We start from the raw sequence: 26,270 nt of genomic DNA, 5'->3' as shown, positions 1-26,270 counted from the left end.
GTGCCTAGCGATCCACCGGCTGGATGGGCTGCCGGGCTTCTTGGGCAATGGACCGGTGCGCGCTTTTTCCCCAGTCTCTGCTGTGCGCAGTGCAGATACGCCAAGCACAGGCTGCTTCTTGGCTGGCAACGACCGACTCGGGGGGCGGTGCGCTCAACGAGGTCAGTTGCCTCGTGCATTCAACGAGCGAGTTCATGCCTCCACGCATGCGCGACGCTCGGGTTTATCCCCCTCCTTGCAGGTGGTTTAGGTAGGGTTGCAGCGCGTTCCTATTGAGCAGGACAATCTGCTGCGCGGGCGCTGCCTCGATTGCTTCTTGCGGTGCCTGCAGGCCGAGTCGGCGCAATGCGTAGAAAAGCAGGGCCTCTCGACAGGTCAGTTCAAGCCTGTTGTCGACCATTCCATATTCCATCCCGATTGCACGCTTGGCGGCCACCGACAGTTCCGGATGAGGACCAATTTCGAGCGTCAGGAAATGGTTCCACTGCTTGTCTTCCGCCCCCGAGGTCCAAGCATGCTCAGAAAGGGAAGCGTCGGCCATGCGACCAAGGACGAAGTCTTGGTACTTCTCGCGCAGGTGGCAATAGGCCCGGACGTGCCATCGAAATCCGTCGAATCCAAGCGCATGAGGGGAGATCTCCCGCTCCACCGGCTCCGGCCGCTTCATGCCTTGGTAAACGATGGTTGCACGCCGCTGCTCGCGTATCGCTTGCAAGATGACGGATAGTGCACGCTCGTCCAACAGCCGGCGCGGGGTTGGCGCCACGGCGACATCCGGGCGCCAGCCGATGAAACTGGCCTTTGGCTCGATCACGTCAGTGGACAACGCGAACAGTTCATTCAGGTACGCGCCCAGCGCGCTACGCGCGTACAGGGGCGCAAACCCTTCCCCCCTCATGTACGACTTGGCTTTGAGGTCGTAGGCCAAGTTCATGGGGGCGGCTTCGTTGTACTTCGCCAGATCAGCGGAAGCCTGAGGGCTGGAAATGGCGAAGAACTCTGTCAGATCGCTGCGGTTAACGCGGCCATCCCAGCGCAGCCGAAATTCGATGAATTTCAGTCGCCGATCCTGACTCCAGGAGGCTGCTTGGGGGAGTGCTTGCCCCTGTTCCGACGCGTCGCTTTGAGATTCCATGGAATAAAACACAGTAATTTACTATGCCTAAGTCAGTTTATTGGATAAACTAAGTATACTTGTAACCTGAAGGTTAAATATGCCGGCAACAATCACCTTCCATCCGGTCGGCTGCGGCGACATGACTCTGCTACAGCTTGCCGACAGCGACCAGACCAGCATCCTCGTCGATATCAATATCCGCGCTGGGGCCGATGACCCTGACGGCGAACACCGTGATGTGGTGTCGGACTTGCGCGGCCGGCTCAAGCGGGATGCAAAGAAGCGGCCTTATGTGGATGCGTTTCTGATGACCCATCCCGACGAGGACCACATCCGCGGTCTGCAAAAGCACTTCCATCTGGGACCACTGGCCGACTACGCCGACGACGAGAAGCCAGATGCGGAGAAGAAGATCGTGATTCGCGAGGTCTGGTCGTCGCCGCTGGTGTACCGGCGAGCGGACAAATCGCACGTGCTGTGCGACGACGCCAAAGCATTCAACAAGGAGGCGAAGCGCCGGGTCGGGGTCAATCGGACCAAAGGTTTCGCCGGCGTGGAAGAGGGGGACCGCATCCTTGTGATGGGCGAGGACGAGGGTGGCAAGACCGACGATCTGGGGCCTATCCTGGTGAAGGTCGACGAGAGCTTCTCCACGGTGAACACGGCCAACAAGGCCGGCTACTTCACGGCGACGCTGCTCGCGCCTATGCCCAAGCAGGCAGATGCCGCGGAAGAAGAGAAGCTCGGCAAGAACCATTCGAGCGTGATCCTCAATATGAAGATCGGGGCCGACGCCAGGACTTCCGACGGCTGCCGCTTTCTGGTGGCGGGCGATGCCGAAGTCCTGATCTGGGAGCGCCTGTGGAATAAACACAAGAGCAACCAGGCGGTGCTCGAATACGACTTGCTGCTCGCGCCGCACCACTGCTCCTGGCACACGCTGTCCTGGGATAGCTGGTCAGAGCTGCGTGAGAAGGCGGAGGTCAGCGCGGATGCACGAAGCGCCCTGGGGGTGACACGTGCGGGGGCCGTGGTGGTCGCCAGTTCGCGCGCCATCAAGAACGACGACAAGGATCCGCCGTGCATCCGTGCCAAGCGCGAATACGAGTCGATCGCGAAAGACGCCAACGGCAGCTTTAAATGCGTCGGTGAAATCCCCAGCGAGGAAGAGCCTGAGCCGTTGACTTTCAATGTGACCGCTCAGGGTGTCCAACAGGTGGCCAAGCAGGAGGCCGGCCGCAAGGCCGCCGCCGTGATCGGGTCAGCTGCAACGCCTCGGCCGCACGGCTGATTTCCACCCTGCCAGAAGCTTCCATTGCCGTGGCGGATGCGATGGCTGCGCTTCGCAGCCATCCGCAAGTTCATCTGGTTCACGAGCCAGCGCAGATCGACTCGTTCATCTTTGTCACGGCGGAAATCCGCGTCAATCTGCCCAGCCGGGCGGTAGACGGGGTGTCAGCCACCGGGGTACGAGCTGTGGAGGAGCTCATTTTCCGGTTTCCGACCACCTATCCGATGGAGGGGCCAGTTCTTTTCCTGCGCAAGGACTTCCCGACAGCACTACCTCATATCAATCCGCACAAGGCGGGCAACTTGGTGCCGCCATGCGTTTACCAAGGCTCGTTGAACGATCTACTGCACGCAGCGGGTTTCGAGGCCATCGTCGATCAGGCTGTCAACTGGCTCGAACGTGCGGCCTCGGGCCAGCTGATGGATTTGCAGCAAGGCTGGGAGCCGACACGCAGGGGTGACTCGAAGGTGCTGCTCGATTTTGACGCTGATGCGATGGTGGCCACGCTGCCGCGCAATGGTGCTCTGGCAATGATCCCAGCGCGTTACGTGCAGATCGGCGATGACATTTTGGTGCGCTTATCTCCGGGCAAGAACGAGCGCACGCTGTTCACGCAAGATATGCATTCAGCAGAGCAGAGGAAGCCACTTTTTCATGGCGATACGCCTGTTCTTGTGGCGATGGCGCCTTGGGAAGGTGAAAGCGCCAGGGCTTTCGACCTTTATCAGCCTGACACTGTCCATGACTTGAGCTCGCTGTCGCAGCGCGTGGATGAACTCGGGATCGATGCGAAAGCTCTGCTCTCGCAGCTCGAGTCGATTTGTTCGCAGTCGAGCATGATGGCCAGCATCCCGAAACTATGGCCTTGGCCGGGTGACTTTATCGTGGGTATCGTCCTAGCCTCACGTCGCCCCGTCCGCTTGATCGGTTCAAGCAGGGATATCGAATTCATCCCCTACCTATTGCGATTGCCATGCAGTGCTGCCAAGCCTGACATCGCACAGGCGCAACTCTTGCCCGCGTATCACGTGCATCGGCTGAGCCCGAAGTTGCTTGCCCACACCACGGGTTTTGGAAAGGCGGATTTGGCTCAGCGTATTGCCATTCTTGGGTGTGGAAGTCTGGGCTCCAAGATCGCGCTTCACCTGGGACGCGCGGGGTTCGGTCAACTGACTCTCGTGGACAACGAATCTCTGATGCCGCACAACCTGGCGCGTCACGCTGCCGTCAGCATGGATCCGCCGGACAAGACACTGAACCTGGGAGGGCTGATTGCGAGCCTTGGACATGCGCAGGTGAAGGTCGAGTCAGCCGACATCATCTCGCTATTGGAGGACGACGCAAAGCTTGAGCAGGTGGCCGATGCCTCCACGCAATTGATCCTTGATACGACGGCTTCTGCGCAAGTCGCAGTAGCCGCGACCCACAGCAGGCCACTCGCCAAGGTTGCTGGCCGTTTTGTCCGCAGCATGATGTACAACCGCGGCGCCGTCGCGGTCGTGCTGCTGGAAGGGGCAGCGCGTCAACCACGCTGCGATGATCTGTTGGCACAGTTGTTTCGCCTGTGCCGCATCGAGCCCGCCCTTGGGACGACCATCAGAGGCGATGCAAGCGATCTTGCGGAAGTGTTCGTCGGCGACAACTGTCGCTCGATCACCATGCCGATGTCGGACAGCACCATTTCGCGCAGCGCTGCCACCGTAGCGATGCAGATCGAGAGATGGCTTCTTGGCGGTGTACCCGCCCATGCCGTGCTTGCGGTCGGGCTCGAAGGGCGCGATGGCATCGGGATGAGTTGGCGTTCTTACGCTGTGGATCCTGTTGCTGAGCTTTTAGCCGAAGGGGATGGCGGCTGGAGTGTTCGTGTCGGCGCCAACGTGGTGGAGGGGATCGTCCGCGAGGCTGCCCAATACGGCCGCCTGGAAACCGGCGGAGCTCTGTTGGGCCACATCGACCACTTTGGCCGAACCATCGTCATCGCCGAAGTCATCGATGCCCCCCTCGATAGCATTCGGGAGCCGAGCCGCTTCGTGCTCGGCACCCAAGGGCTTCAGCAGCAACTGCTCCGGGCAAGCAACGACACCTTGGGCTATCTGCACTACATCGGCACTTGGCACACCCATCCCATGGGGGGCAGCCATTCGCAAATGGACCGGGACACGCTCGGTGCCATCGCTGACTTTGCGCCGGGCCTGCCGATCGTGTCGCTTGTCTGGAAACCCGACGGCCTCATTTGCGAGGTCGCCCGCCACTAACGAGGAGGCAGCAGCAATGAACTATGAGGTCGATTTCTTGCCCGTTGGCGAGGGCTCCGGCGACGCAATCGTTATTCGCTACGGCGACGATGGCGGCGGGTACTACCTCCACGTGGTCGATGGAGGCCGCACGGACACGGCCGAGACCATCATCGGCCACATCAACAATCACTACACGAATCCCGTCATAAATCACATGGTGCTGTCGCACGCGGATGACGATCACGCGACCGGGCTTATTGGCGTGATGGAGAAGTTCGAGGTTAGAAATCTGTGGATGAACAGGCCCTGGATGTACTCAGATCAGATTCTTGATCACTTTCACGGCAATTTCACCTTGCAGGGGCTGATCGACAACATCAAGGAGCGGCACCCGTATCTGGTTGAGCTTGAGAGACTGGCCATCGCAAAAGGGACTCACATCCACGAGGTCTTTCAGGGCGCGCGAATCGGGGCGTTTACCGTGCTTGCGCCCGCGAGAGACCGCTATATCAACTCGATCCCCGATTTCGGCAAGACGCCCGAGAGATATACGAGCGGTGCGGAAGATTCACGAGGTTTTGGCTTGCTGCGGTCCTTCCTCGAAGGCGCGAAGAAACTGCTTGAAAACTGGGACATCGAAACGCTTGCGAGCAACACGGAGACGTCAGCGTCCAACGAAAGTTGCGTCGTACAGTACGCCGTCCTCGGAGATAAGGGTGTACTGCTTACCGCTGACGTTGGTCCCATCGGCTTGGCGGAGGCGGCCGACTTTGGCGCACAACTTGGCTTCAACAGGCCCAAGTTCGTGCAAGTACCACATCATGGGAGCCGGCATAACGTGACGCCTGCAGTTTTGGACGCGTGGCTCGGCCCCAAGCAACCACAAGGCACAGTGAGCGGTACGGCGTTCTGCTCGGTCGGTTCAAACAAGCACGACTACCCGCGCGCGCAGGTGACGAATGCTTTCATCCGGAGAGGTTTCAAGGTCTATACAACCCGTACGAAATGGATTTCTCACTACAACGGCCCCGGTCATCCCGGTACCGTTCCGGCGGTTGCGGAAGAGTTTGCCAATGAGGTGGAGGGACTGTGATGGAGATTTTTAGATTCTTCGATGCCTACTCCATACGTGCCAGGCTTTTCCCCGCGATCATCGCCGCGGCACCCGCACTTGCTGCACTGACGCTCTTGATCTCGTGGAAGACGTTCGGACTTTCGAGCGCGATTGCATCGTTCGGGATACTGGTGTTGCTGTTTGCTATCGCGGATTTCTCGCGTGCTCGCGGCCGTTCGATAGAAGCCAATCTCTACAAAGAGCACGGCATGCCATCGATCACGCTTTTCCGCAGAAACGACCCGACCATCGATGCTGGCTCAAAGGATCGATATCGAGAATTTCTCGCTGGAAAGTTGGGCGCCGCGGCGCCCAGTCCCGAAGAGGAGAGTGCCAGTCAAGCTGCAGCAGATGCCTTCTACAGCCAATGCGGCGTGTGGCTTCGCCAAAACACTCGCGACACAAAAAAGTTTCCGATCCTGTTCGGGGAAAACGTCACGTATGGTTTCCGCCGGAACTTGCTCGGTGTCAAGATGCCCGCATTGTGGCTGAACGTCACTGTCGTAGCAGTTTGCGCGTTCATCCTTTGGCGTCTGTCATGGGATATGGAAACTCCGCTAGGAAGTAAAACCACAGTGGTCCTGGTCGTTGCAGCGGCTCACGCCGCTTACATGCTCCTCGCAATAAGTCGCAATGCTGTCTGGGACGCGTCTCGCGCGTATGGCCGAGAACTCATTCTTAGCTGCGAGTCCTTCTTGGTGCAGCCGACTAGCCCTGCTAGGAAGACAGCCGTACGCAAGAAGGCTCCAAAGGCAGAGAAGACGAACTCGTCGCCCTGAGCAATCTTGATCGGCATCTGCCTGACCCGTTCGGCGGATTGGCCTTGACTGGTGTGAGTATCGAGATGCACAAAGGTGCAGAGGCGAGAGGGTGCCAGCAGTGAGCAGGCCGAACTTCGCTTGCGGCCTGAATGAGTAGCCGCCTCAAGCTCGCGCTTATTTGGTGTCGTCGTAAAGTCGGGCGATGCCACTGGCAAGGCTTGCTTCGGCCCGGAAGTAGCCCACGACGCTGGCAACGCTCTGGTGGCCGGTCATGGCCATGGTTTCGGCCAGCGGCATGTTTTGTCGGCCGGCCTCGGTCACGAAGCCCGAGCGCAACGAGTGCGCAGAAAACTCTCCCTCAATGCCCGCCAGCACGCAGCGCGCCTGGACGATGTCGCGCACCGCCGCGGCGCTGAGCGCCTCTCCCACGTTTCCGCCCTTGCGCACGCGCCGGAAGAGCGCGCCGGCGGTCACGCCGCTGGCTTCGAGCCAAGCATCCATGGCAGCCGAGGCCGCGCCGACCAGGGGCTTGGTGTCCTGTGGGCGCTGCGCGCCGCTTTGGTTCGTTTTCGAATGGGTCAGTGTATATAGGTAGGCGCCCGGCGCGACACGGCGCAGGTTATGCATTGTGGCCGTCGTGACCTCGGAGCGACGCCGCCCGCCCGTGGCCCACGCGAAAAGGAGCAGCGCCCGATCACGCATGCCGCGCAAGGACTCGTCGCAGGTCGCGAGGAGGGCGTCCAGCGGCTCCTTGGTCAGCGCCTGCTGCTTATGCGGTGTGGAACCGCGCCGGGCGTACGCGCGGCGCGTCTTGGCCAGTAGCTCGCGCACGGCCTCGTCAGCGCACGGATTGGTCGCGCCAGCGAGCTGGTGCGCTTTGGACAGTACCGAGATGCGGTGCACCACGGTGCTGAGTGCCGGCGTGCCGAGCTTGGCCTTATGGCCGCCGTCGACCAACGCTTGGTCGAGCGCCGCTGGCATCTCCGTGCGCAGGCCGTCCGGGGTGGTGCGATCGGCGTGGTCCACGATGAACCGGATCACCGCCGCCACGGGCACGGGCAGGCGCAGCGGCTGCTCGTAGGTGGCGGCAAACCAGGCCGCCCAGTAGCGCATGGCGCTGCGGTAGGAGGCGCGTGTGTTGGGCGATTCGCCTTCACGCAGGAGGTCGCGCGCGGCCTGCTCGGTCATGGTGCTGAGGAGCGTTGGATCACGACTTGCGCGACGCTGGACGCTCGGTTGCACCGGATCATCGGCCCGCAGAGTCACGGTGTTGGAGGCGGGGTCATTTTGCATATCAAATCATATATACACATATGATGTCTAACGTGAAATTTCTATAAGTCTCGATAACATTCAATTATCGAGGGTAAATTCTAGGACTGGGGCAGGGCAATGGAAAGCAAAAGTTTGGGACGTGGAATTCAGCAAGGCGACGTCTGGACGGCCGCAGACGCCCTGATCGCCGAAGGCCAGCGCCCCACGATCGAGCGGGTGCGGCAAAAAATCGGCCGAGGCTCGCCCAACACGGTCAGCCCAATGTTGGACGCCTGGTTCGCCACGCTGGGCCAGCGGCTGGGCCAGGGGACGGGCGGCCCCGTGTCCGAGCAAGCGGGTAACCCGGCGAGCGGCCTGCCGCCAGCGCTGCTGCAAGCCGTCCAGACACTCTGGGAGGCGACACGCCAGGAATCCGCCCGGGCGCAAACGCAGCAGGCCGAGGCCCTGCGCCGCGACATCGAACTCAAGACCGCCGCACTGCAGGATCAGCAGGCGCAGCTCCAGCAGCGCGAGCTGGCGTTCGAAGCCGCCCGAGCGAGCCTGGACGGCGCGCTCGGCGCATCGCGCCAGGCGCTTGAATCCGCCCACGCGCAGCTGTCGGAGGCCAACCGTCTGCAGGAAAGCACCCAAGGCGAGATCCGGCACCTGCGCGAGTCACAGGCCCAGACCCAGGCACAGGCTCAAGCGCAGTTGGAGGCCCTGCGGCGGGAGCACAGGGCGGCCAGCGCCGCACGGGACGAGGCGCTTCAGGAGGCCGAAACGCGCCATATGGTGCGCGAACACCGGCTCCTGGGCGACATCGACCGAGAGCGCCTGACGGCCCGCCAGACCGCCGCGGAGCTCGTCAAAGAGCAGAAGCTGCGCAGCCGCGGCGAGGAAGAAAATGCCGGGAAGCTGCAGGTGCAGCAGGCCGCCATGCGCGCTGCGGAAACGCTCGTGCACGAGCTGCGCGCTGCACTGGCCGCCAAATCGGCCGAGGCGGTGCAATTGCACGCCGAATTGCGCGCGAGCCGGCAAGCGCACGACGAATCCCGCACCCGCTTGGCAGGGGAGGAGCGCGCCCACGAAGCAACGCGCGGTTTGTTGGCCAGCGCGCTCGCGAAGAAAAACAGACCTGACAGGGGCGGCAAACAGCGCTTCACGCCCGCCAAAGAATAGTGAGCAGGTGTGATTCGCGCGCCTCTGTCCTGGCTTTTTTCCGGCGCTGCTCACCCGGCTTTCACGCCATCCATTCACGCTTGGCGGCGCTCATCCCGAGTGACTTTGTGCACATACATTGGCGCGGCGCAAATTGAGGGCGTCCCATCGATTGCACGATTCGCGGCGCCTGGAGCCCGCATCTGATGGCCTCAGGATGAGGGGCGATCCGTCGAAGTGTGCGCGTAATAAGTCAGAACCGACTGCGCATTACCGATCCTTTTTCTATCGACATGGAGTACCGAGTTGCCTTACGAACTGGAGAACCGCCTCGTGATCGGCGTTGCGTCGAGCGCGGTGTTCGATCTCACCGACTCGGACGCCATTTTCAAGAGCCACGGCGAAGAGGAATACCGCAAGTTCCAAGAGGAGAACCTCTACAACCCGCTTCCCAAGGGCATCGCCTTTCCGTTCATCAAGCGCCTGCTCGCACTGAACGACCTTCGCGCGGACGCCGACGATCCCTTTGTCGAAGTGGTGCTTCTTTCCAGAAACGACCCCGACACCGGGCTGCGGGTGATGAAAACCATCGAACACTACAAACTGGGTATGACACGCGCGATATTCATGCAGGGGAGGTCGCCCTACGAATACATTCCGGCGCTCAACATCGCCCTTTTTCTCTCGGGTAACAAGTCGGACGTGGATGCCGCGATCAAGGCGGGCCATCCGGCTGGACAAGTGCTCGACTCCAAGTTCGATGACGACGAGGACGACAACTCCCTTCGAATCGCTTTTGACTTCGACGGCGTTCTGGCGGGCGATGAATCGGAGTCGGTGATGCAGGCGTCCGGCCTGAGCGCGTTCCATGCGCACGAAGTCAAGAATGTCATGCAGCCGCACCATCCGGGCCCGCTCAAGGAATTCCTGGTTCGAGTCGCCAAGATCCAGTCCGCGGAAGAGCATCACAAGCGACAAAATCCAGCTTACGAGAACCGGATCCGCGTCTCGATCGTCACCGCGCGCAATGCGCCGTCTCACGAGCGCGCGCTCAAGACTCTGAAAAGCTGGGGCGTGATGGCGAACGACGCTTTTTTTCTTGGCGGCATCGAAAAGGGGCGCGTCCTCGCCGTGTTGAAGCCGCACATTTTCTTTGACGATCAATCGGGCCACCTCCAATCGGCGAGCACGGTGGTGCCCTCTGTGCACATCCCGTTCGGAGTCACCAATCAGGAAAAGGCACCGAGTCCGTTGTCGGGTGCGGATTGAAGCCGCGGTGATCCCGCTCGCAGCGCGGGAGGCGGGGCCGTGTGGAGATCGACACGTGTGGGCTGCACCTGTCCTGCGTTTGTTGTCACGAAACTGCGGCAGTCCAGTGCTTGTTGTCCGGCTGTCCTCAGTTTTTCGTCAAGCCGTCAGCGACTTTTTCGTCGCGCCGCTGGGGCTGAGCGTGCGTCCGGCGTCAGGACGCGTCCGCGCGTGTCTCGCATTTTTTGTCTGAATTTTCGCGCCAGTCTTGTGTTTTTGGTCCACTTGGAAGCACTTTATCGCTCAAAGTGTTAGCAGAATATTGTCCGCGCAGGGTGCAGCGCTTGGGCCAAGAAGGCTTAGCAATCACATGTAGTAGCTGGTCGCCGCTTCCGTCAGCGACCGCCATATCATTTAACATAATGCACATTGTGTGCAAAAACACTCAGCGCTTCGGCGCGCCCCCAGAGCCTCTGCCTTCGTAATTCACACCCTTCGTCTGCTTGATCTCGATCTTCTTTGCATCCATACACGGCTCATTCGAGTAAACGACCTTACCGCCCTGAACGCACTTGTAGATCGCGTGCTGTGCCATCGCGCCGGATGCAAAGCCCATCATCGTCAAGCCGAACGCCAACGAGGCGCCTGCCTGTCTCACCATTTGCCGTCCTTGGGTATCGCCTTGGGCGCATTGGCCCGTGCCGCCGCAGCCGTGGTGATCATCGCCGCGGTATCCGACCGGTTCACCTTGTTCGCGAAGTCGACGGCCGTCATGCCCAGCTGGTTCTTCATCGTTGTATCGGCGCCTTCGGCCAGCAGCAGCTTCACCGCTTCGCTCGAGCCGTACATCGCCGCCATCATCAGCGGCGTGGTGCCATTGGGCGATTGCGCGTCGATGAATGCGTAGTTGTCGAGCAGCACCTTCATGATGGTCAACTGGCCGCTGGTGGCTGCGTAATGCAGCGGCGTCCAGCCCGTCTTGTTGACCGCAGCGTCGCGCTTCAGCAGTTGCGTGACCAGGTCCTGCTGGCCCTTGATCGCGGCCAGCATCAACGGGGTTTCGTCCTTGGCGTTGGCCAGGTCCACGTTGGTCTGCGGCGACTCGATCAGCACTTGGATGACTTTCGGCGACGGCTCGCGCAGCGCGATCAGCAAGCCGGTCTGGCCGTGTTCGTCACGCGTGTTCGGATCGAACCCGCGCTGCAGCAGGGTGCGCACGCTGCTGGCGTTGTCGCCGCGCACGGCCCGGAAGAAATCTTCGAATGAACCTGCATATGCTGCAAAAGATGCAGCAATGACAATAAGATAGATTGATTTCTTAATGTAGTTTTTCATGATTTGACGTCCCTGAACAATGTTTCGAAGTTGTCGCTCGTCGCCTTGGCGATGGCCTCTACGGGCATTTTTCGCAGCTCGGCGATCTGTTGCGCCACGAATGGCACATACGACGGATTGTTGGTTTTGCCGCGGTACGGCACCGGCGCGAGATAAGGGCTGTCCGTCTCGATCAGCATGCGATCCAGCGGTACGAAAGCGGCCACATCGCGCAAATCCTGGGCCTTCTTGAAGGTCAGGATGCCGGAGAACGAGATGTAGAAACCCAGGTCGAGCGCCGCGCGTGCCACCTCAGCGGTTTCGGTGAAGCAATGGAACACGCCGCCAGCCGCGTTGCCAGCGCCGTCTTCGCCCTCCTCCTTCAGGATCGCCACCGTGTCGGCCGAGGCCTCGCGGGTGTGGATCACCAAGGGCTTGCGGGTCTGCTGTGCGGCGCGGATGTGCACACGAAAACGGTCGCGCTGCCATTCCATGTCGGCAATGCTGCGGCCGCCCTTGCGCTCCTCCATCTGGTAGTAGTCCAGGCCTGTCTCGCCGATGGCGACCACGCGCGGCCGGGCCGAAAGCCGCACCAGGTCTTCGACGCTGGGTTCGGCGATGTCCTCGTTGTCGGGGTGCACGCCCACGCTGGCCCAGAAGTTGTCGTAGCTGGCTGCAAGGGCCTGCACTTCGTCGAACTCTTCGAGCTTGGTGCAGATGCAGAGCGCCCGGTCGACCTGCGCAGCGGCCATGGCGGCGCGGATCTGCGGCATCTGGCCCGCGAATTCGGGAAACGTGAGGTGGCAGTGAGAGTCTGTAAACATGGCGCTGATTGTCGGGCCCATGCCAGAAATACCGCGAACACCGGCTTTGCCGGGTCGCAATGGGGGAAGCCGATCAGATAGTTTGCGTGGGGCGGTCGGACGCCATCGAACCACCCAATGCCGCCTCGATGCGCGCCTTCAGCTGACGCGACTTTTCGTCGGACGGAAAACGGATGCCCACGCCAGGCGCCCGGTTGCCAGCCGCGCGCGACGGCGTGATCCAGGCGACCTTGCCCGCCACCGGATAGCGCTGCGGGTCTTCCGGCAGTGTCAAAAGCACGTAGACGTCGTCGCCGAGCCGGTATTCGCGCGTGGTCGGAATGAAGATGCCGCCCTCCGCGAACAACGGGATGTAGGCCGCGTACAGCGCACCCTTTTCCTTGATGGCGAGCTGGATGACGCTTGGCCGGGCGGGCGTGGCGTTGGCGGCGGGGGCTGTGGGTTGATTCATGGGCGACGAGCGGCAGAGTTTAGGGTGGTTCGCGCTTCGCTCACAAGCGCTTCCAGCATGAGGCCCGCATTGAACGGGTGTTCCGCGGTTCTCGCGGCGCTTGCAAGCGACTTCGACCAGCGCGCCAGCGCCAGCCGGGACGGTGCCGCAGGCAAGTCGGCAGCATCGAAGAACCGGGGTTCGGCGCCGTTGCCGACAGCCATCAGGTCGTGGCAAAGCTTCTGCAGCGCGCCGACGGCTTGCGCTGGCGCGTGATCGGCCAGTGCACCCACGTCGCCGCGCGTCATCGCCTTGGGAAGCAAGGCCCATGCCTTGGGCGACTGGCCCGAGCGCGCAAGCCGCAAGGCGTCACTCGGCCGGCCGCCGGCAGCGCGCAGCAGGGCGGCCGCATCGGCAGCGGGCACGTCTTGCGCGGCCAGCCAGGCTTCGGCCTCGGCTGTTTCGGGCCACGGGAGCGTGAAACCCAGGCAGCGGCTGCGGATGGTCGGCAGCAATTGCCACGCCGCCTCGCTGGCGAGCACGAAGCGCACGTCGCCGACCGGCTCCTCGAGCGTCTTCAGCAGCGCATTCGCGGTGATCGTGTTCATGCGCTCAGCCGGATACACCAGCACCACCTTGCCACGGCCACGTGCGCTGGTGCGCTGGGCGAAGCCAACCGCATCACGCATCGCCTCGACGCGGATCTCGCGGCTCGCCTTGCGCTTCTTGTCGTCGATGTCAGCCTGTGCCTTCTCGTCGAGCGGCCAGTTCAGCTCCTGCATGGCGACTTCGGGCATCAGCACGCACAGGTCAGCGTGGGTGCGAACCTCGATGGCATGGCAGCTGGCACAGTGGCCGCAGGCGGTGCCCTCCTCCGTCGGCTGCTCGCACAGCCATGCGGAGGCGAGCGCCAGCGCCAGTTCGTACTGGCCGATGCCGGAGGGGCCTTGCAGCAGCCAGGCATGACCGCGCTGGCGCAGCAGTTCCGCGAGTGGCCGGCGCAGCCAGGGAGTCAGTGCCGGAGCGCTCATCGAGTGACACCACCGCTCAGCACGCCACGCGCCACCAACGCAGTTTCAACCTGTTGCCAGACCTGGTCGCGGGACTGGCTGGCGTCGATGCGTACGAAGCGCTTCGCATCGGCGGCCACACGGGCCGCGTAGCCCTGCGCGACGCGGCGAAAAAACTCGACAGGCTGGGCTTCGAACTTGTCGGGCACGCGGGCACCGGCCAATCGTTGCGCCGCGATCTCGGGCGCAAGGTCGAACCACAGCGTGATGTGCGGCTGGAGCAATGTCGCCCTGCCCGCCTCCGCCTGCACCCATTGCTCGAGCGTCGACAGCACGGCTTCATCGAAGCCACGTCCCGCGCCCTGATAAGCAAAGGTCGCATCGGTGAAACGGTCGCACAGCACCACGTCACCGCGGGCCAATGCCGGCTCGATGACCTGCACGATGTGATCGCGCCGCGCCGCGAACACCAGCAGCGATTCGGTCAGCGGGTCCATCGGCTTTTCGAGGATCAGGCCACGCAGCGTCTCGGCCAGCGGCGTGCCGCCGGGCTCGCGCGTACGCACGACTTCGCGCCCCTGCGCCCTGAACAGCGCCTCCAGCGCATCGAGATGGCTCGACTTGCCGGCGCCGTCGATGCCTTCCAGCGTCAGAAACAGACCGTTGTCACTCATTGGGTCGCCTTCGGTTTGTTGGGACTGCCGCCGCCGCGCTGATATTGGTTGACTGCGCGGTTGTGGTCGTCGAGCGAGCTGCTGAACTGGCTGGTGCCGTCGCCGCGCGACACGAAGTACAGCGACTTGCTTTGCGCCGGCTGCACCGCCGCGAGCAGCGCGGCCTTGCCGGGCATGGCGATCGGCGTGGGCGGCAGCCCGCCGCGGGTGTAGGTGTTCCAGGGCGTGTCGGTCTGCAGATCTTTCTTGCGCAGATTGCCTTCGAAGGCCGTGCCCATGCCATAGATCACCGTCGGGTCGGTCTGAAGCGGCATGCCGATGCGCAAGCGATTGGTGAAGACGGCTGCGATTTCCGCGCGGTCGTTGGCCTTGCCTGTCTCCTTTTCGACAATGCTGGCAAGAATAAGCGCCTCATCGGCCGATTTCAGCGGCAGATCAGAGGCGCGGGCGGCCCAGGCGGCTTCGAGCTTCTTGTCCATGGCCCGCATCGCGCGCTGCAGCAGGGCGATGTCGGTCGAGCCCTTCGAGTAGGTGTACGTGTCCGGGAAGAAGCGCCCTTCCGGGTGCAGGCCCGGCTTGCCGAGCTTGGTCATCAGCGCCTCGTCGGTCAGGCCCATGCTGTCGGGCTTGAGCTGGTCGGCCTTGGCAAGCGCGGCGCGCACCTGGCGGATGTTCCAGCCCTCGACCAGCACCAGGCTGCGCGTGGCTTCCTCGCCGCGCACCAGGATGTTGAGCAGCAGCTTGGGCGTAATACCGCGCTCCAGCTCGTAGCTGCCGGCGCGCATCTGGCGGTCTTGTCCCGAGACACGGAACCACAGGTAAAGCAGCTGCGGCTGCACGTCGACGCCCGTGTCGGCCACGGCCTGCGCGATGCCGCGCGGCGTGGTGCCGGGTTCGACCGACAGATCGACGCTGGGCGCCGGCAGCTTGAGCGGCTGGTGTACCCACCAGAGACCAGCACCGCCGAGCGCAAGCGCAATCAGGGCGGCGAGCAGGAAAAGCGTGAGGAAGAAGCTGCGCACGGATCCGATGTGGGGATGACGGGAAAAAGCCGGAGGAGGAGATGAAAAAACCGGTGGCCTTGCAGGTTGCAGGGCGGGAGCCCCTGCCGACCCGAAGGAACAGGCACGGCCATGATAATTCAGCGATGACCACTGTCGTTCTCAATGGCGTGACCGCCCTCTCCCACCTTGGTGTGATCCGGGCAGAGGGCCCCGATGCCGCCAGCTTCCTGCATGGCCAGCTGACACAAGACTTCTCGCTGCTCGGCGCCTCAGACGCCCGCCTGGCCGCGCTGTGCACCGCCAAGGGCCGTGTGATCGCAAGTTTCATCGGCATCAAGCCGCAACCTGAGTTGATCTTGCTGGTGTGCAGCCGCGACATCCTGGCCGCCACGCTCAAGCGCCTGTCGATGTTCGTGCTGCGCGCCAAGGCCAAGCTGACGGACGCCACCGAACAATTTGTGCTGTACGGCCTGGCCGGCACGGCATTGACCGGCAACGGCCTCGACGCCGCCGCGCTGCCCGGCAAGCGCACGGCCGTTAGCGACGAAGTCAGCGCCGTGTCGCTGTACCCGGCCGACGGCGTTCCGCGCGCGCTCTGGATCGCGCCGGCTGGCCATGCCGCCCCCGTGGGCCCGGCAGTCGATGCGAGCCTGTGGCAATGGAGCGAAGTGCGCAGCGGCATCGTGACGCTGACCACGCCGGTCATCGAAGCCTTCGTGCCGCAGATGATCAACTACGAGTCGGTCGGCGGCGTGAACTTCAAGAAAGGCTGCTACCCCGGCCAGGAAGTGGTCGCGCGCAGCCAGTTCCGCGGCACGCTGAAGCGCCGCACCTACCTCGTGCAGGCCGATGCACCTGTGTCCGCCGGGCAGGAAGTGTTTGCCGCCGGCGATGCCGAGCAGCCTGTGGGCACCGTGGCGCAAGCCGCACCGGCTCCCGATGGCGGCTGGTCCGCGCTGATCTCCATGCAGATCGCCGCGCTCGAAGCCGGTGGCCTGCGCGTCGGATCGGCCGATGGCGCAGCGCTCACCGTCGAGCCGCTGCCCTATCCCTTGCTCGAAGACATCTGAGCCCCTTACCCCCCAACGCCCTTGAAGAAAAGGGGCGCTCGGCGCTATCGAACAGATAGCGCCATTTTTTTGCGCGTTGTTTAACCCTGCCGCCGATGCTGCGCCGTAGAAGCCTGCACCGATCAACTCCTGGCAAGGAAGACACACCATGAAGCGCAGATTCTTCTCCACCGCCCTGGCCCTGAGCGCCGTGGCCTCGTTCTCGGCCTGCGCGCAGAGCCCGGAGCGGTCTTACGCTCCGCCCACGCCGTCCAGCCGCATCGGCTCGCTGATGCAGATCAGCGTGGTCGACCGCGGCACCGGCGCGGAGCTGCCGATCTACCGCCACCGCGGCGAATACTGGGTTGCCGGCCGTCCCGGCGCGCGCTACGCCATCCGGGCGCGCAACGCGATGGGCGAACGCATCATGGCCGTGATGTCGGTGGACGGCGTCAACGTCGTCACCGGCGAAACCGCGGGCGTCAGGCAGAACGGCTACGTGTTCAGCGCGAGCGAGCGCAGCGACATCACAGGCTGGCGCAAGAGCGACTCGCAGATCGCGGCCTTCGAATTCGCCGCGGCCGGCAATTCCTACGCGAGCCGCACCGGCCGCCCGGACGACGTGGGCGTGATCGGCGTCGCGTTGTTCCGCGAGCGCATGCCCGAGCCGCTCCCGCCGCCCATCACGCCATACCCGCGCCGCGACGAATATGGTGGGTACGGCGGCGAACGCGAGCGCCGCAGCGAGTCATCGTCATACCAAGGCGATGCGCGCGCCAAGGCCGGTTCTGCCGACAGCGCAGCCCCGGCAGCCGAGTCCTCCGCGGGCAGCATGGCCCGCCAGTCCGCGCCCAGCCCGAGCCTGGGCACAGCCCATGGCCGCCGCGAGACCTCATACGTCGGCAAGACCACCTTCGAGCGCGCGCAGTCCTCGCCCGACGAGGTGGTCCGCATCCGCTACGACAGCCGCGAGAACCTCGTTGCTGCAGGCGTGATTCCAGTGCCGCCTCCGCCGCGCTGGCCGCGTCCGGCTGGTCCGTCGCCGTTCCCGGGTTCAGACCCGGGCTACGTGCCGGACCCGCCCAGCCGCTATTGAAGCTATTGAGAAGAGGAAGAAGAAAGAAGAGACCGGCGCATCTCGACGTGCGGGATGCCGGCCTCCTCGAAGCCATCGCCGTGCGGCACATAGCCCAGCCGCTCGTAGAAGCGTTCGGCGCTGCGCTGCGCGTTCAGCGCCACCACGCTGTCGCCGCGGGCCCTGGCGGCATCCTCGAGCACCTGCATCACGGCAGCGCCGTGCCCACCGCTGCGCAGGTTGCGATGCACCGCCATGCGCCCGATGTGCGAGACGCCGTTCTCGGCCGGCAGCAACCGGCCCGTGGCAATGACCTGCCCGATGCGGTTGCGCGCCACCGCGTGCAGCACCACGGCATCGTGCTCGTCCCACTCCATCGCTTCGGGAATGTTCTGCTCCTCGATGAACACCGCGCGCCGCAGGGCGCTCGCGTCTTCGCCCAGCGTGGCCCAGTCGCCCGTCTCGACGGTGCTCATGCGCTCGCCGGCTTCATAGCCGGTGAGCACCTCGCGCAGCAGCGCCGGCACCGGCTTCGAGGTCTGCGTGGCCGGGTCGGCGAACACGTAGACCAGCTCGCAGCCCACCAGGAACTGGTCCTGCCGGAACAGCCCGCCCTCGAACACCATCGACGAATTGCCGATGCGCGTGCAGCGCATGCCCACGTCGAGCACGTCGTCCATGCGGGCCGAGGCCCGAAAGTCGATCGTGGCCTTGCGCACGTAGAGGTCGCCGCCGAGCGCGTGCATCGCCTCTTCGTACGGCAGCGCCAGCGCGCGCCAGTAGTCGGCGACGGCGGTGTCGAAGTACATCAGGTAGTGCGCGTTGAAGACGATCTTCTGCATGTCGACTTCGGCCCAGCGCACGCGCAGGCGGTGGAAGAAACGGAAATCCTTGCGTTGGATAGCTGTTGTGTCGCTCATGGTGTCAGTGCTTCTTTGAGTGCCCGGGCCGCATCGTCCTGCGCCTGCAGCGCCTCCGGTATCGCCCGGCCCATCTTGATGAATTCGTGGATCACGCCCCGGTAGATCTCCAGGTCGACCGGTACGCCCGCGGCGCGCAACTTGTCGGCATAGGCAATACCCTCATCAACCACCGGATCGCATTCAGCCAGGCCGATCCAGGCCGGTGCCACTCCGTCTACGTCGTCGGCCAGCAGCGGTGCAAAGCGCCAGTCGTCGCGATCAGCGGGCGTGCGAACGTACTGCGCAAAGAAGAAATCGATCATCGCCTTGGTCAACAGCGGGCCGTTGACGTGGCGCTGGTGCGAGGCCGTGTCCTGATGGGCTGTCATGCCGGGGTAGATCAGCATCTGCAGCGCAAGCGGCAGGCCCGCGTCGCGCGCCAGGATCGCGCACACGGCCGCGAGCGTGCCGCCAGCGCTGTCGCCGCCCACCGCCAGGCGCCGCGTGTCGACACCGACGCGTCTACCCTCGTGGGCCAGGAAGGCGAAGGCGTCCCACGCATCGTTCGACGCCGTCGGAAACTTGTGCACGGGCGCGAGGCGGTAGTCCACCGACACCACCGCGCAGCCGCTCTTGGCACTCAGCACGCGGCACAGCGTGTCATGCGTGCGGATATTGCCGACGGTGAAGCCGCCGCCATGAAAGTACATCAGCGCGGGCAGCGCATCGGTGGACGGCGCATACAACCGTGCCGGGATCGCGAAGTCATCGCGCGCGGGAATGGTGAAGTCTTCAACCCGCGCCAGCTCGGGCTTGGGCACTTCGAGCACGCCCGCGCCCTTTTCGTAAGAAGCCTTGGCCTCCTCGGGCGTGAGCTGATCGAGCGTGGGGTGGCCGGCGCGCGCCATGCGCTCGACAACGCTGGCCATCTTCGGAGTAAGTCGTATGGCGGGAGGTGTTCCCGGCGTGACAGCGGCAAGGGTTTCTTTCGTGTGCAAGACTGATCGCTCTTGTTAGATTTGGCTGGTCGGCAATCGTACTGCCCCGAGACATTTCACATCCATGGCACTCATCCAATACCTCACCCAGATCCAGTTCGAGTTCGGCGCGATCAAGCTGTTGTCCAGCGAATGCGCGCGCATCGGCATCAACCGCCCGCTGATCGTGACCGACGCCGGCGTACGCGCGGCCGGCGTGCTGCAGAAGGCGCTCGACGCCATCGCTGATCTCGAGGTTTCGGTTTTCGACCAGACGCCTTCCAACCCCACCGAAGCCGCAGTGCGTGCGGCCGTCGAGCTGTATCGCAGCGGCCGCTGCGACGGCCTGATCGCCGTGGGCGGCGGCTCCGCCATCGACTGTGCCAAGGGCGTCGCCATCGCTGCCACGCACGAAGGCCCGCTCAAGACCTACGCGACCATCGAAGGCGGCTCGCCCAGGATCACCGATCGCGCGGTGCCGCTGATTGCGGTGCCCACCACCAGCGGCACCGGCAGTGAAGTGGCACGCGGCGCGATCGTCATCGTCGACGACCATCGCAAGCTCGGCTTCCACAGCTGGTTCCTGATGCCCAAGGCCGCCATCTGCGACCCCGAGCTCACGCTGGGCCTGCCGCCCAGGCTCACAGCCGCCACCGGCATGGACGCCATCGCGCACTGCATGGAAACCTTCATGTCGGCCGCGTTCAACCCGCCGGCTGACGGCATCGGCCTCGACGGGCTCGAGCGCGCCTGGGGCCACATCGAGCGCGCAACAAAAGACGGCAGCGACCGCGAGGCGCGCCTGAACCTCATGAGCGCCTCGATGCAGGGCGCCATGGCCTTCCAGAAGGGTCTGGGCTGCGTGCATTCGCTCAGCCACAGCCTGGGCGGCGTCGATCCGCGCCTGCACCATGGCACGCTCAACGCCCTCTTCCTGCCCGCGGTGATCCACTTCAATTCGGGCGCGGAATCGGTGCAGAAAGAGCAGCGCCTGCAACGCATGGCGCAGGCCATGCACCTCGATTCGGCTGGCGACCTCGGCGATGCGATCCGCGACATGAACGCGCGTCTCGGCTTGCCCAAGGGTTTGGCTGAAGTGGGCGTGACGCCCGCGCTGTTCGAGAAGATCATCGACGGCGCAATGGCCGACCACTGCCACAAGACCAACCCGCGCCTGGCCACGCGCGACGACTACAAGGCCATGCTCGAAGCCTCGATGTAAGGGCTTCTTCTACGCGTTGTTTCAGAGGAGAAAGGCTCCCTTCTGCGCGCCCTCGCGTCATTTATGTGACATAAGGAATTTCTAGACTGTCACCGAAGGTTTCTCAGCCGCAGAAACCCAAGGGTCAGGGAAGTTCCGAATGCCGCGTACCGTCCAAGTCCACACCGTCCTGAGCGCCGAGCAGCTCAAGTTCCGCTCCATGCGGGGACAGGAGGGCCTCTCGCAACTCTTCGAGTTCGAAGTGGACATGGTCAGCACCAGCTTCAGCCTCGACCTGAAGCAACTGCTCGGCACTTCGCTCACGCTGGAACTCGCCGACGAAGGCGCACCGCGCTTTCTCAACGGCACCGTGGTGCGCTTCGAGCTGGTGGGCCGCGCCAACGAAACCGGCCGCCACTACGTCTACCGCGCACTGGTGCAGCCCTGGCTGTGGTACCTCACGCGCACCACCGATTGCCGCATCTTCCAGAACAAGAGCGTGCCCGAGGTGCTTGACGAGGTGCTGGGCAAGTACGGCTTCCAGTTCGAGAAGCGTCTTACAGGCAGCTACTCCGCCCAGGAGTACTGCGTGCAGTACCAGGAAAGCGACTTCGCCTTCGTGAGCCGCCTCATGGAGCACGAAGGCATTGCCTACCACTTCGAGCACAGCAACGGATCGCACCTGCTGGTGCTGGCCGACGACGCAGGCAGCTACAAGCCGTTGCCCGGCCACGCCAGCATCACTTATCGCCCGCGCGACCGCGTGCTCAATGCGATGGAGCCCTGCATCGACCAGTGGCACGTGTCCGAGCAGATCACCTCGGGCCGCGTGATGCTCGACGACTTCGACTTCAAGAAGTCGCGCGCCTCGCTGCAAAGCGTGCAGCAAGACCCGAAGGCCCACGAGCATTCGACCTACGAGGTCTACGAATGGCTCGGCGGCTACAGCGAGCACCAGCAGGGCGACGCCTACGCCAAGATCCGCCTGCAGGAGCTGCAGTGCGCGCACGAGCTGGCATCGGGTCACACCAATGTGGTCGGCATGGCGCCGGGCTACCTGTTCGAGATGACGCACTGCCCGCGCGAATCGGACAACCGCGAATACCTCGTCACCGAAACCCGCTACGACCTGCAGGAGCCCGAATACTCCTCGGGCGGCAGCACTGAATCGGTATGCGAGTTCGACTTCACCGTGCTGCCCTCGACCGTCGCCTACCGCCCAGCGCGCAACACGCCGCGCCCGCGCACCAACGGCCCGCAGACCGCCACCGTGGTCGGCCCCGAAGAAATCTGGACCGACCGCTTCGGCCGCGTGAAGCTGCAGTTCCGCTGGGACCGCTATGGCCAGTCCGACGAAAACAGCTCCTGCTGGGTGCGGGTGTCGAGCAGTTGGGCCGGGGCCAACTTCGGCACCATGCACATGCCGCGCGTGGGCCAGGAAGTGATCGTCGATTTCATCGGTGGCGAGCCCGACCGCCCCATCATCACCGGCCGCGTCTACAACAGCGACCAGATGCCGCCCTGGGAGCTGCCCGCCAACGCGACGGCCAGCGGCATCCTCACGCGCTCCAGCACCGGCGGCGCGGCCAACCAGGCCAACATGCTGCGCTTCGAAGACCGCACGGGCGCCGAGCAGATCCTGCTGCACGCCGAGCGCAATCTCGATGTGGAAGTAGAAGCCGACGAAACGCGCGACGTGGGCGGCAACCGCACCTCCGTTATCCACGTCAACGAAAAGCTCGACGTCATCGGCACACGCACCACCACCATCACCGACAAGGAAACCGCCACCTACAACGGCGGCGAAGAACGGCTCGTGAACAGTGGCGGCGTCGAGACGATCAACGGCGGGCAGACCCGCACGGTCAACGGCGGCGAAAACGAGACCATTCACAGCGGCGAGACACGCACCGTGACGGGCGGCCGCACCGAGACGATTTCCGGTGGAGAAACCCGCAGCATCACCGGCGGCCAGAGCGAAACCATCGCGGGCGGTGAAACCCGCACCACCACCGGCGGCGCAACGTGGACCATCACCGGCGGCCTCACGGCCACGGTGGACGGCGCGGAGATGCTCACCACCAAGGGGCCACGCACGGAGAACATCACAGCGGGCGAGACACGCAACATCACCGGCACGGTGACCGAGAACGTCAGCGTCGAGATCATCGTGAACGCGCCGAAGGTCACCTTCAACGTGCCCCAGCACACCATCAGCTCCTCCCAGGAGAACAACTGGCGGGTGGGGCGCGCCAGCGGCTGCGTCTTCCGCTTCGGCGCGGTGGCGACCTCCTTCGACGTCTGGGGCGCAAGAGCGCAGATCTACGCTGCCCTCAACCTGCAGCTGGCAACCGTGAAGATCGACATCTCGGCCTTCAAGAACAAGGACAACGGGCTCAGCCTCGAAGCCTCGGGCGCCAACGTGAAGGCCGCTGGCGCCAAGATCCGCAGCGGCGGGCTCGCGATCCAGGCCAAGGTCATGAGCATCTTCAGCTAGCGCCCATGCAATTCTGGTTGCCCCTGATTTCTGGTGTTCTGATCGTTGTCTTCCTGGTGTTCGTGGTCGTGCACACGGTGCGCAACAACAGGCCATACCGCGAGGAAGCGCAGCGCTATGAGCGCCTAGTGAAGCAAGGCCAGCCCGCCAGCGCCCAGGTGCTTGCCCTGCGGGAGCTTGCACAGGGCACCTACGACAACGACGTCGAACTGCGCGTGCGCACCACCGAGTTGGCCGGCCGTCCGCCGCTGGAGCAGATGTTCAAGACCCGCATCGCGCGCGAGCTGGTGGTCAATTTCATGCCCGGCCAGACGATCCACGTGCTGATCGACCCGGCCGATTCGACGGCCGTGGCCATCGACCGCCGCCAGTCGACCACGACCATTCCCCGCTGATCCCGCGCGCATTCCCTGTTTCATGAAAGTCATCAAGCCGCTACGGCTCAGCGTATTGAGCCGCCCGTTTCCATGGCAACGACGCCAGCGCCTGGGTCTGACCGTGGTCGCCATGACGGGCATGGATGGCGTGCCCATGCTCTACCCGGACGCCGAACTCTGGCCCCTGGTGGCCGAAGAAATCGGCGAGCAGGGTGTGCTCGATCTCGGCATGCCCAAGCGCAGCGCCGAGTTCCTGGCCACCGGCCACGCATACACCGCGCACCAGCAGATCCGCAACCAGTGCCTGGTGAAGATGCGCGTCGGCACGCTCGAAAAAACCCTGCGCGTCTCGGGCGACCGCTACTGGCTCGACAAGCGTGCCACGCCACCGCAAGACTTCGAGCGCATGCCGCTCGACTGGCAACACGCCTATGGCGGCGCCTCTTTTGCCGACAACCCGCTCGGCATCGGCGCCGCGGAAGAAATGGTGAATGGCGTGCGCACGCGCCGGTTGCCGAACGTCGAGCCTGCAGATGCACCCATCCAGCGTGTCGACCAGCAGTCCTCCCCCGCCGGCTTCGGCTCCATCGATGTGATGTGGCCCCGCCGCTTTGCCCGCATCGGCAAGGAATACGACGCCCAATGGGCCAAGGAAGACTTTCCGGCCTTCTCCGGCGACATGGACTGGCACCTCTTCAACGCGGCGCCCGAAGACCAGTGGTGGCGCGATGCCGATCGCATTCCCGATGCCGCGCCTTACGAAATCTGGAACATGCACCCGCACAAGCCCTATCAGGCAGGCCACCTGCCGGACTGGCGTGCGCGCTGCTTCCTGACGCTGGCTTCCGAAACCGGCGAGACCACCTTCACCGACGTGCCGATGCGGATGACGACCGCCTGGTTCTTCCCACACCGCGAGCGCATCGTGCTGATCTACCACGGCGTGGCGGACATCCGCGAAGACGACGCGGCCGACGTCATTCACCTGATGCCCGCGCTTGAAGAGGCCGGCGCCGAGGCCCTTCCGGCCAGCTATTACCAGGGCATCCTGCATCGGCGGCTGGATCCGGAAAGCGGCGCGCTCTACAGCTTTCGCGATCGGGAACTGGTTCCCGCCGCGGCGATTGCCCCCTGGCTCGACACCGTGTCGCTGAAAGACAGGCCGCTCGGCCCGCTGGCCCGCAATGCGCACAAGCACGGCGAGTGGATGCGCGAGCAGATGCGCCAGCAGATGATCGGCGACGGCCAAGACCCCGCGCGCTACTTTCCGCCCCAGGACCCCGCCGACGACCTGCCCACGCTGGACGCCCTGCCCGAGTTCGTCGCGCGCACCAAGCGCATGCAGGAAGAAGCCAGGCAGAAGCTGCATACGCAGCAGCAAGAGCTGAGCGAGACACTTCGCACGCGCGCCGCCGAAGCCGGCCCGACGGAGCCGGACCTGAGCCCATTGCTGGCGCTGACCGAGGGCCGCGAGCGCTCCGGGCTCAAGGGACCTCCCGCAGCGACGATGGCGCCGCATCTCCAAAGCATGGCCGCGGCCATGTCGGAAATGCCGGGCTCACGTGCAGCGGACATGGCCCCCGTCGCCGACCTCCTGGGTCGCGGCGAATTGATTGCCGCTGCGCAACGCAAGATGTACCTGAGCAGCGCCCACCACCAGGACGCCGCCGCCCCGATGACACCAGCACGCGCCGCCGAAGTGCGCGAGCAGGTGACGGCGCTGCTCGCCGGTAGCCGCGATTTTTCGGACATGGACCTGACCGGCGCCGACCTCTCGGGCATGGACCTGCGTGGCGCCCGCTTCTGCGGGGCACAGCTTGAGAGCGCCAACCTGCGCGGCGCACAACTCGACAACGCCGACTTTTCCCGTGCCGTGCTCGCCCGTGCCTGCCTCGACGGTGCTTCGCTGCGCGGCACGCGGCTGGACAACGCCAATCTGGGCTTCGCACAGTGCAGGCAGACCGTGTTCACGGGCGCCCATCTGCGTAACACGGTGCTGGAAAACATCCTCTGCGAAGACTGCGACTTCAGCGCTTCGCAATGGGAAGACAACACGGTGATCGAGGCCGCGTTTGTGCGCTGCCGCTTTCATCGTGCGGACCTCAAGGTGGTCATGTTTCTCGAGAAGGTACGGCTGGAGGGGCTTGATTTCGAAGAGGCCGTGCTGTTCAAGCTGCACTTCGTGCGCTGCAAGCCCGGCGCAATCAGCTTCGTGGCAGCCCGGCTCGAGAGCAGCGTGTTCGTCGACGTGCAGGCCGATGGACAGATGGATTTCACGCGTGCGAGCCTGCGCACCACCTGCGTCGTCGGCACCAGCAGTTTTCGCCAGGCGAAGTTCCGGGGCGCGCACCTGCGCGAATGCAGCCTGCGCGAGGTCGCGCTGTCGCAAGCCGATTTCAGCGATGCGCGGCTGGAGAACAGCGACTTCTCGGCATGCGACCTGTCCCGGGCCGACCTCTCTCGCGCCAACGCACGCGACTCACGCTTCGTGCGCACCGACCTGCGGCATGCCAGCCTGCGGAATGCCGACCTGATCGACGCGAGCTTCCAGAAGGCCGACTTGCGCGGCACCGACCTGCGCGGCGCCAACCTCTTTCGCGCCGACGTGTCCCAGAGCCTCATGGACGACACCACGCTGCTCGACGGCGCCTACACGCACCTGGCCAAGGTCTACCCTGCGCGCCAGGAAGCCGCGGCCGCATGACGCCGCACCGAATGCAATCCATGGTGCAGCGCGGCGAACCGATCAGGGAGCG

23 protein-coding genes are annotated in these 26,270 nt (G+C 64.0%); 12 read left to right on the top strand and 11 right to left on the bottom strand.

Annotated elements, in window-relative coordinates; all coding sequences use genetic code 11:
- Positions 1-223: 223 nt before the first annotated feature.
- The gene (locus NWF24_RS14120; protein ID WP_258354689.1) at positions 224-1,135 is read right to left on the bottom strand and encodes a helix-turn-helix transcriptional regulator; all 912 of its coding nucleotides are present in this window, start codon (positions 1,133-1,135) and stop codon (positions 224-226) included.
- Between the two features lie 79 nt (positions 1,136-1,214).
- Here NWF24_RS14120 and NWF24_RS14115 point away from each other — a divergent pair, with 79 nt between their 5' ends.
- The 4 genes from NWF24_RS14115 to NWF24_RS14100 are packed head-to-tail and all read left to right on the top strand — an operon-like array spanning position 1,215 to position 6,538.
- On the top strand, positions 1,215-2,408 hold the full coding sequence (locus tag NWF24_RS14115; protein WP_258354688.1) for a metallohydrolase: 1,194 nt from the start codon (positions 1,215-1,217) through the stop codon (positions 2,406-2,408).
- 41 nt (positions 2,409-2,449) lie between these two features.
- A complete protein-coding gene (locus NWF24_RS14110) occupies positions 2,450-4,663 on the top strand; it encodes a ThiF family adenylyltransferase (protein WP_258354687.1) in 2,214 nt (737 codons plus the stop codon).
- Between the two features lie 16 nt (positions 4,664-4,679).
- On the top strand, positions 4,680-5,738 hold the full coding sequence (locus NWF24_RS14105) for a ComEC/Rec2 family competence protein (protein ID WP_258354686.1): 1,059 nt from the start codon (positions 4,680-4,682) through the stop codon (positions 5,736-5,738).
- Positions 5,738-6,538, top strand: coding sequence for a hypothetical protein (locus NWF24_RS14100; RefSeq protein ID WP_258354685.1), 801 nt, complete (start codon positions 5,738-5,740; stop codon positions 6,536-6,538). Before NWF24_RS14105 ends, NWF24_RS14100 begins: the two co-directional genes overlap by 1 nt.
- Positions 6,539-6,694: 156 nt before the next feature.
- Here NWF24_RS14100 and NWF24_RS14095 read toward each other — a convergent pair whose 3' ends face one another.
- Entirely contained in the window at positions 6,695-7,708 is a 1,014-nt protein-coding gene (locus NWF24_RS14095) for a site-specific integrase (protein WP_258354684.1), read from the bottom strand.
- Between the two features lie 204 nt (positions 7,709-7,912).
- Between NWF24_RS14095 and NWF24_RS14090 the strand changes: the two genes are divergently transcribed.
- Both NWF24_RS14090 and NWF24_RS14085 read left to right on the top strand, forming a co-directional pair.
- Positions 7,913-8,953, top strand: a complete 1,041-nt coding sequence (locus tag NWF24_RS14090) for a DNA-binding protein (RefSeq protein ID WP_258354683.1) — start codon at positions 7,913-7,915, stop codon at positions 8,951-8,953.
- Positions 8,954-9,238: 285 nt separating this feature from the next.
- Entirely contained in the window at positions 9,239-10,201 is a 963-nt protein-coding gene (locus tag NWF24_RS14085; RefSeq protein ID WP_258354682.1) for a 5'-nucleotidase, read from the top strand.
- 424 nt (positions 10,202-10,625) lie between these two features.
- Here NWF24_RS14085 and NWF24_RS14080 read toward each other — a convergent pair whose 3' ends face one another.
- From NWF24_RS14080 to mltG, 7 genes are all read right to left on the bottom strand, one after another.
- Positions 10,626-10,841 (bottom strand): DUF4124 domain-containing protein, encoded by a 216-nt coding sequence (locus NWF24_RS14080; protein WP_258354681.1) that lies wholly within the window; start codon positions 10,839-10,841, stop codon positions 10,626-10,628.
- On the bottom strand, positions 10,835-11,515 hold the full coding sequence (locus tag NWF24_RS14075) for an ankyrin repeat domain-containing protein (RefSeq protein WP_258354680.1): 681 nt from the start codon (positions 11,513-11,515) through the stop codon (positions 10,835-10,837). The genes NWF24_RS14080 and NWF24_RS14075 overlap by 7 nt, the downstream gene beginning before the upstream one ends.
- Complete coding sequence (locus NWF24_RS14070; protein ID WP_258354679.1) at positions 11,512-12,318, bottom strand: TatD family hydrolase; 807 nt, start codon at positions 12,316-12,318, stop codon at positions 11,512-11,514. Before NWF24_RS14070 ends, NWF24_RS14075 begins: the two co-directional genes overlap by 4 nt.
- 73 nt (positions 12,319-12,391) lie before the next feature.
- Positions 12,392-12,769 (bottom strand): PilZ domain-containing protein, encoded by a 378-nt coding sequence (locus tag NWF24_RS14065; protein ID WP_093056792.1) that lies wholly within the window; start codon positions 12,767-12,769, stop codon positions 12,392-12,394.
- Positions 12,766-13,779, bottom strand: a complete 1,014-nt coding sequence (locus NWF24_RS14060; protein ID WP_093056793.1) for a DNA polymerase III subunit delta' — start codon at positions 13,777-13,779, stop codon at positions 12,766-12,768. The genes NWF24_RS14065 and NWF24_RS14060 overlap by 4 nt, the downstream gene beginning before the upstream one ends.
- A complete protein-coding gene (gene tmk / locus NWF24_RS14055) occupies positions 13,776-14,432 on the bottom strand; it encodes a dTMP kinase (RefSeq protein ID WP_258354678.1) in 657 nt (218 codons plus the stop codon). Before tmk ends, NWF24_RS14060 begins: the two co-directional genes overlap by 4 nt.
- Positions 14,429-15,454, bottom strand: a complete 1,026-nt coding sequence (gene mltG / locus NWF24_RS14050) for an endolytic transglycosylase MltG (protein ID WP_258354677.1) — start codon at positions 15,452-15,454, stop codon at positions 14,429-14,431. Before mltG ends, tmk begins: the two co-directional genes overlap by 4 nt.
- Before the next feature lie 125 nt (positions 15,455-15,579).
- On the opposite strand from mltG, the gene ygfZ reads away from it, so the two are divergent.
- Positions 15,580-16,506, top strand: coding sequence for a CAF17-like 4Fe-4S cluster assembly/insertion protein YgfZ (gene ygfZ, locus NWF24_RS14045; RefSeq protein ID WP_258354676.1), 927 nt, complete (start codon positions 15,580-15,582; stop codon positions 16,504-16,506).
- 148 nt (positions 16,507-16,654) lie between these two features.
- The gene (locus tag NWF24_RS14040; RefSeq protein WP_258354675.1) at positions 16,655-17,581 is read left to right on the top strand and encodes a hypothetical protein; all 927 of its coding nucleotides are present in this window, start codon (positions 16,655-16,657) and stop codon (positions 17,579-17,581) included.
- 2 nt (positions 17,582-17,583) lie between these two features.
- On the opposite strand, the gene NWF24_RS14035 is transcribed toward NWF24_RS14040, so the two are convergent.
- Both NWF24_RS14035 and NWF24_RS14030 read right to left on the bottom strand, forming a co-directional pair.
- On the bottom strand, positions 17,584-18,480 hold the full coding sequence (locus NWF24_RS14035; RefSeq protein WP_258354674.1) for a YbgC/FadM family acyl-CoA thioesterase: 897 nt from the start codon (positions 18,478-18,480) through the stop codon (positions 17,584-17,586).
- Positions 18,477-19,391 carry an alpha/beta hydrolase gene (locus tag NWF24_RS14030; RefSeq protein WP_258354673.1) on the bottom strand — a complete coding sequence of 305 codons (915 nt, stop codon included), beginning with the start codon at positions 19,389-19,391 and terminating at the stop codon, positions 18,477-18,479. The genes NWF24_RS14035 and NWF24_RS14030 overlap by 4 nt, the downstream gene beginning before the upstream one ends.
- A gap of 133 nt (positions 19,392-19,524) precedes the next feature.
- Here NWF24_RS14030 and NWF24_RS14025 point away from each other — a divergent pair, with 133 nt between their 5' ends.
- The 4 genes from NWF24_RS14025 to NWF24_RS14010 all read left to right on the top strand — a co-directional run bounded on the left by NWF24_RS14025 (position 19,525) and on the right by NWF24_RS14010 (position 26,218).
- A complete protein-coding gene (locus NWF24_RS14025) occupies positions 19,525-20,661 on the top strand; it encodes an iron-containing alcohol dehydrogenase (protein ID WP_258354672.1) in 1,137 nt (378 codons plus the stop codon).
- Positions 20,662-20,800: 139 nt separating this feature from the next.
- The gene (locus tag NWF24_RS14020) at positions 20,801-23,137 is read left to right on the top strand and encodes a type VI secretion system Vgr family protein (RefSeq protein WP_258354671.1); all 2,337 of its coding nucleotides are present in this window, start codon (positions 20,801-20,803) and stop codon (positions 23,135-23,137) included.
- Positions 23,138-23,142: 5 nt separating this feature from the next.
- The gene (locus NWF24_RS14015; RefSeq protein ID WP_258354670.1) at positions 23,143-23,532 is read left to right on the top strand and encodes a hypothetical protein; all 390 of its coding nucleotides are present in this window, start codon (positions 23,143-23,145) and stop codon (positions 23,530-23,532) included.
- 22 nt (positions 23,533-23,554) lie between these two features.
- Positions 23,555-26,218, top strand: coding sequence for a DUF2169 family type VI secretion system accessory protein (locus NWF24_RS14010; RefSeq protein ID WP_258354669.1), 2,664 nt, complete (start codon positions 23,555-23,557; stop codon positions 26,216-26,218).
- Positions 26,219-26,270 lie beyond the last annotated feature (52 nt).

Origin of the sequence: Variovorax paradoxus (assembly GCF_024734665.1) — a bacterium.
GTDB lineage: Bacteria > Pseudomonadota > Gammaproteobacteria > Burkholderiales > Burkholderiaceae_C > Variovorax.
Note: the sequence above shows the minus strand (reverse complement) of the source record. Positions and strands in the feature narration are given on the sequence as shown.

Coding starts and splice junctions, on each gene's coding strand:
- ygfZ (WP_258354676.1), top strand. CDS start 15,580: ATGACCACTGTCGTTCTCAATGGCGTGACCGCCCTCTCCCACCTTGGT.
- NWF24_RS14035 (WP_258354674.1), bottom strand. CDS start 18,480: ATGAGCGACACAACAGCTATCCAACGCAAGGATTTCCGTTTCTTCCAC.
- NWF24_RS14015 (WP_258354670.1), top strand. CDS start 23,143: ATGCAATTCTGGTTGCCCCTGATTTCTGGTGTTCTGATCGTTGTCTTC.
- NWF24_RS14100 (WP_258354685.1), top strand. CDS start 5,738: ATGGAGATTTTTAGATTCTTCGATGCCTACTCCATACGTGCCAGGCTT.
- NWF24_RS14105 (WP_258354686.1), top strand. CDS start 4,680: ATGAACTATGAGGTCGATTTCTTGCCCGTTGGCGAGGGCTCCGGCGAC.
- NWF24_RS14065 (WP_093056792.1), bottom strand. CDS start 12,769: ATGAATCAACCCACAGCCCCCGCCGCCAACGCCACGCCCGCCCGGCCA.
- NWF24_RS14110 (WP_258354687.1), top strand. CDS start 2,450: ATGGCTGCGCTTCGCAGCCATCCGCAAGTTCATCTGGTTCACGAGCCA.
- NWF24_RS14115 (WP_258354688.1), top strand. CDS start 1,215: ATGCCGGCAACAATCACCTTCCATCCGGTCGGCTGCGGCGACATGACT.
- NWF24_RS14020 (WP_258354671.1), top strand. CDS start 20,801: ATGCCGCGTACCGTCCAAGTCCACACCGTCCTGAGCGCCGAGCAGCTC.
- NWF24_RS14095 (WP_258354684.1), bottom strand. CDS start 7,708: ATGACCGAGCAGGCCGCGCGCGACCTCCTGCGTGAAGGCGAATCGCCC.
- NWF24_RS14010 (WP_258354669.1), top strand. CDS start 23,555: ATGAAAGTCATCAAGCCGCTACGGCTCAGCGTATTGAGCCGCCCGTTT.
- NWF24_RS14090 (WP_258354683.1), top strand. CDS start 7,913: ATGGAAAGCAAAAGTTTGGGACGTGGAATTCAGCAAGGCGACGTCTGG.
- NWF24_RS14060 (WP_093056793.1), bottom strand. CDS start 13,779: ATGAGCGCTCCGGCACTGACTCCCTGGCTGCGCCGGCCACTCGCGGAA.
- NWF24_RS14025 (WP_258354672.1), top strand. CDS start 19,525: ATGGCACTCATCCAATACCTCACCCAGATCCAGTTCGAGTTCGGCGCG.
- NWF24_RS14080 (WP_258354681.1), bottom strand. CDS start 10,841: ATGGTGAGACAGGCAGGCGCCTCGTTGGCGTTCGGCTTGACGATGATG.
- NWF24_RS14075 (WP_258354680.1), bottom strand. CDS start 11,515: ATGAAAAACTACATTAAGAAATCAATCTATCTTATTGTCATTGCTGCA.
- NWF24_RS14070 (WP_258354679.1), bottom strand. CDS start 12,318: ATGTTTACAGACTCTCACTGCCACCTCACGTTTCCCGAATTCGCGGGC.
- NWF24_RS14040 (WP_258354675.1), top strand. CDS start 16,655: ATGAAGCGCAGATTCTTCTCCACCGCCCTGGCCCTGAGCGCCGTGGCC.
- tmk (WP_258354678.1), bottom strand. CDS start 14,432: ATGAGTGACAACGGTCTGTTTCTGACGCTGGAAGGCATCGACGGCGCC.
- NWF24_RS14030 (WP_258354673.1), bottom strand. CDS start 19,391: ATGGCCAGCGTTGTCGAGCGCATGGCGCGCGCCGGCCACCCCACGCTC.
- NWF24_RS14120 (WP_258354689.1), bottom strand. CDS start 1,135: ATGGAATCTCAAAGCGACGCGTCGGAACAGGGGCAAGCACTCCCCCAA.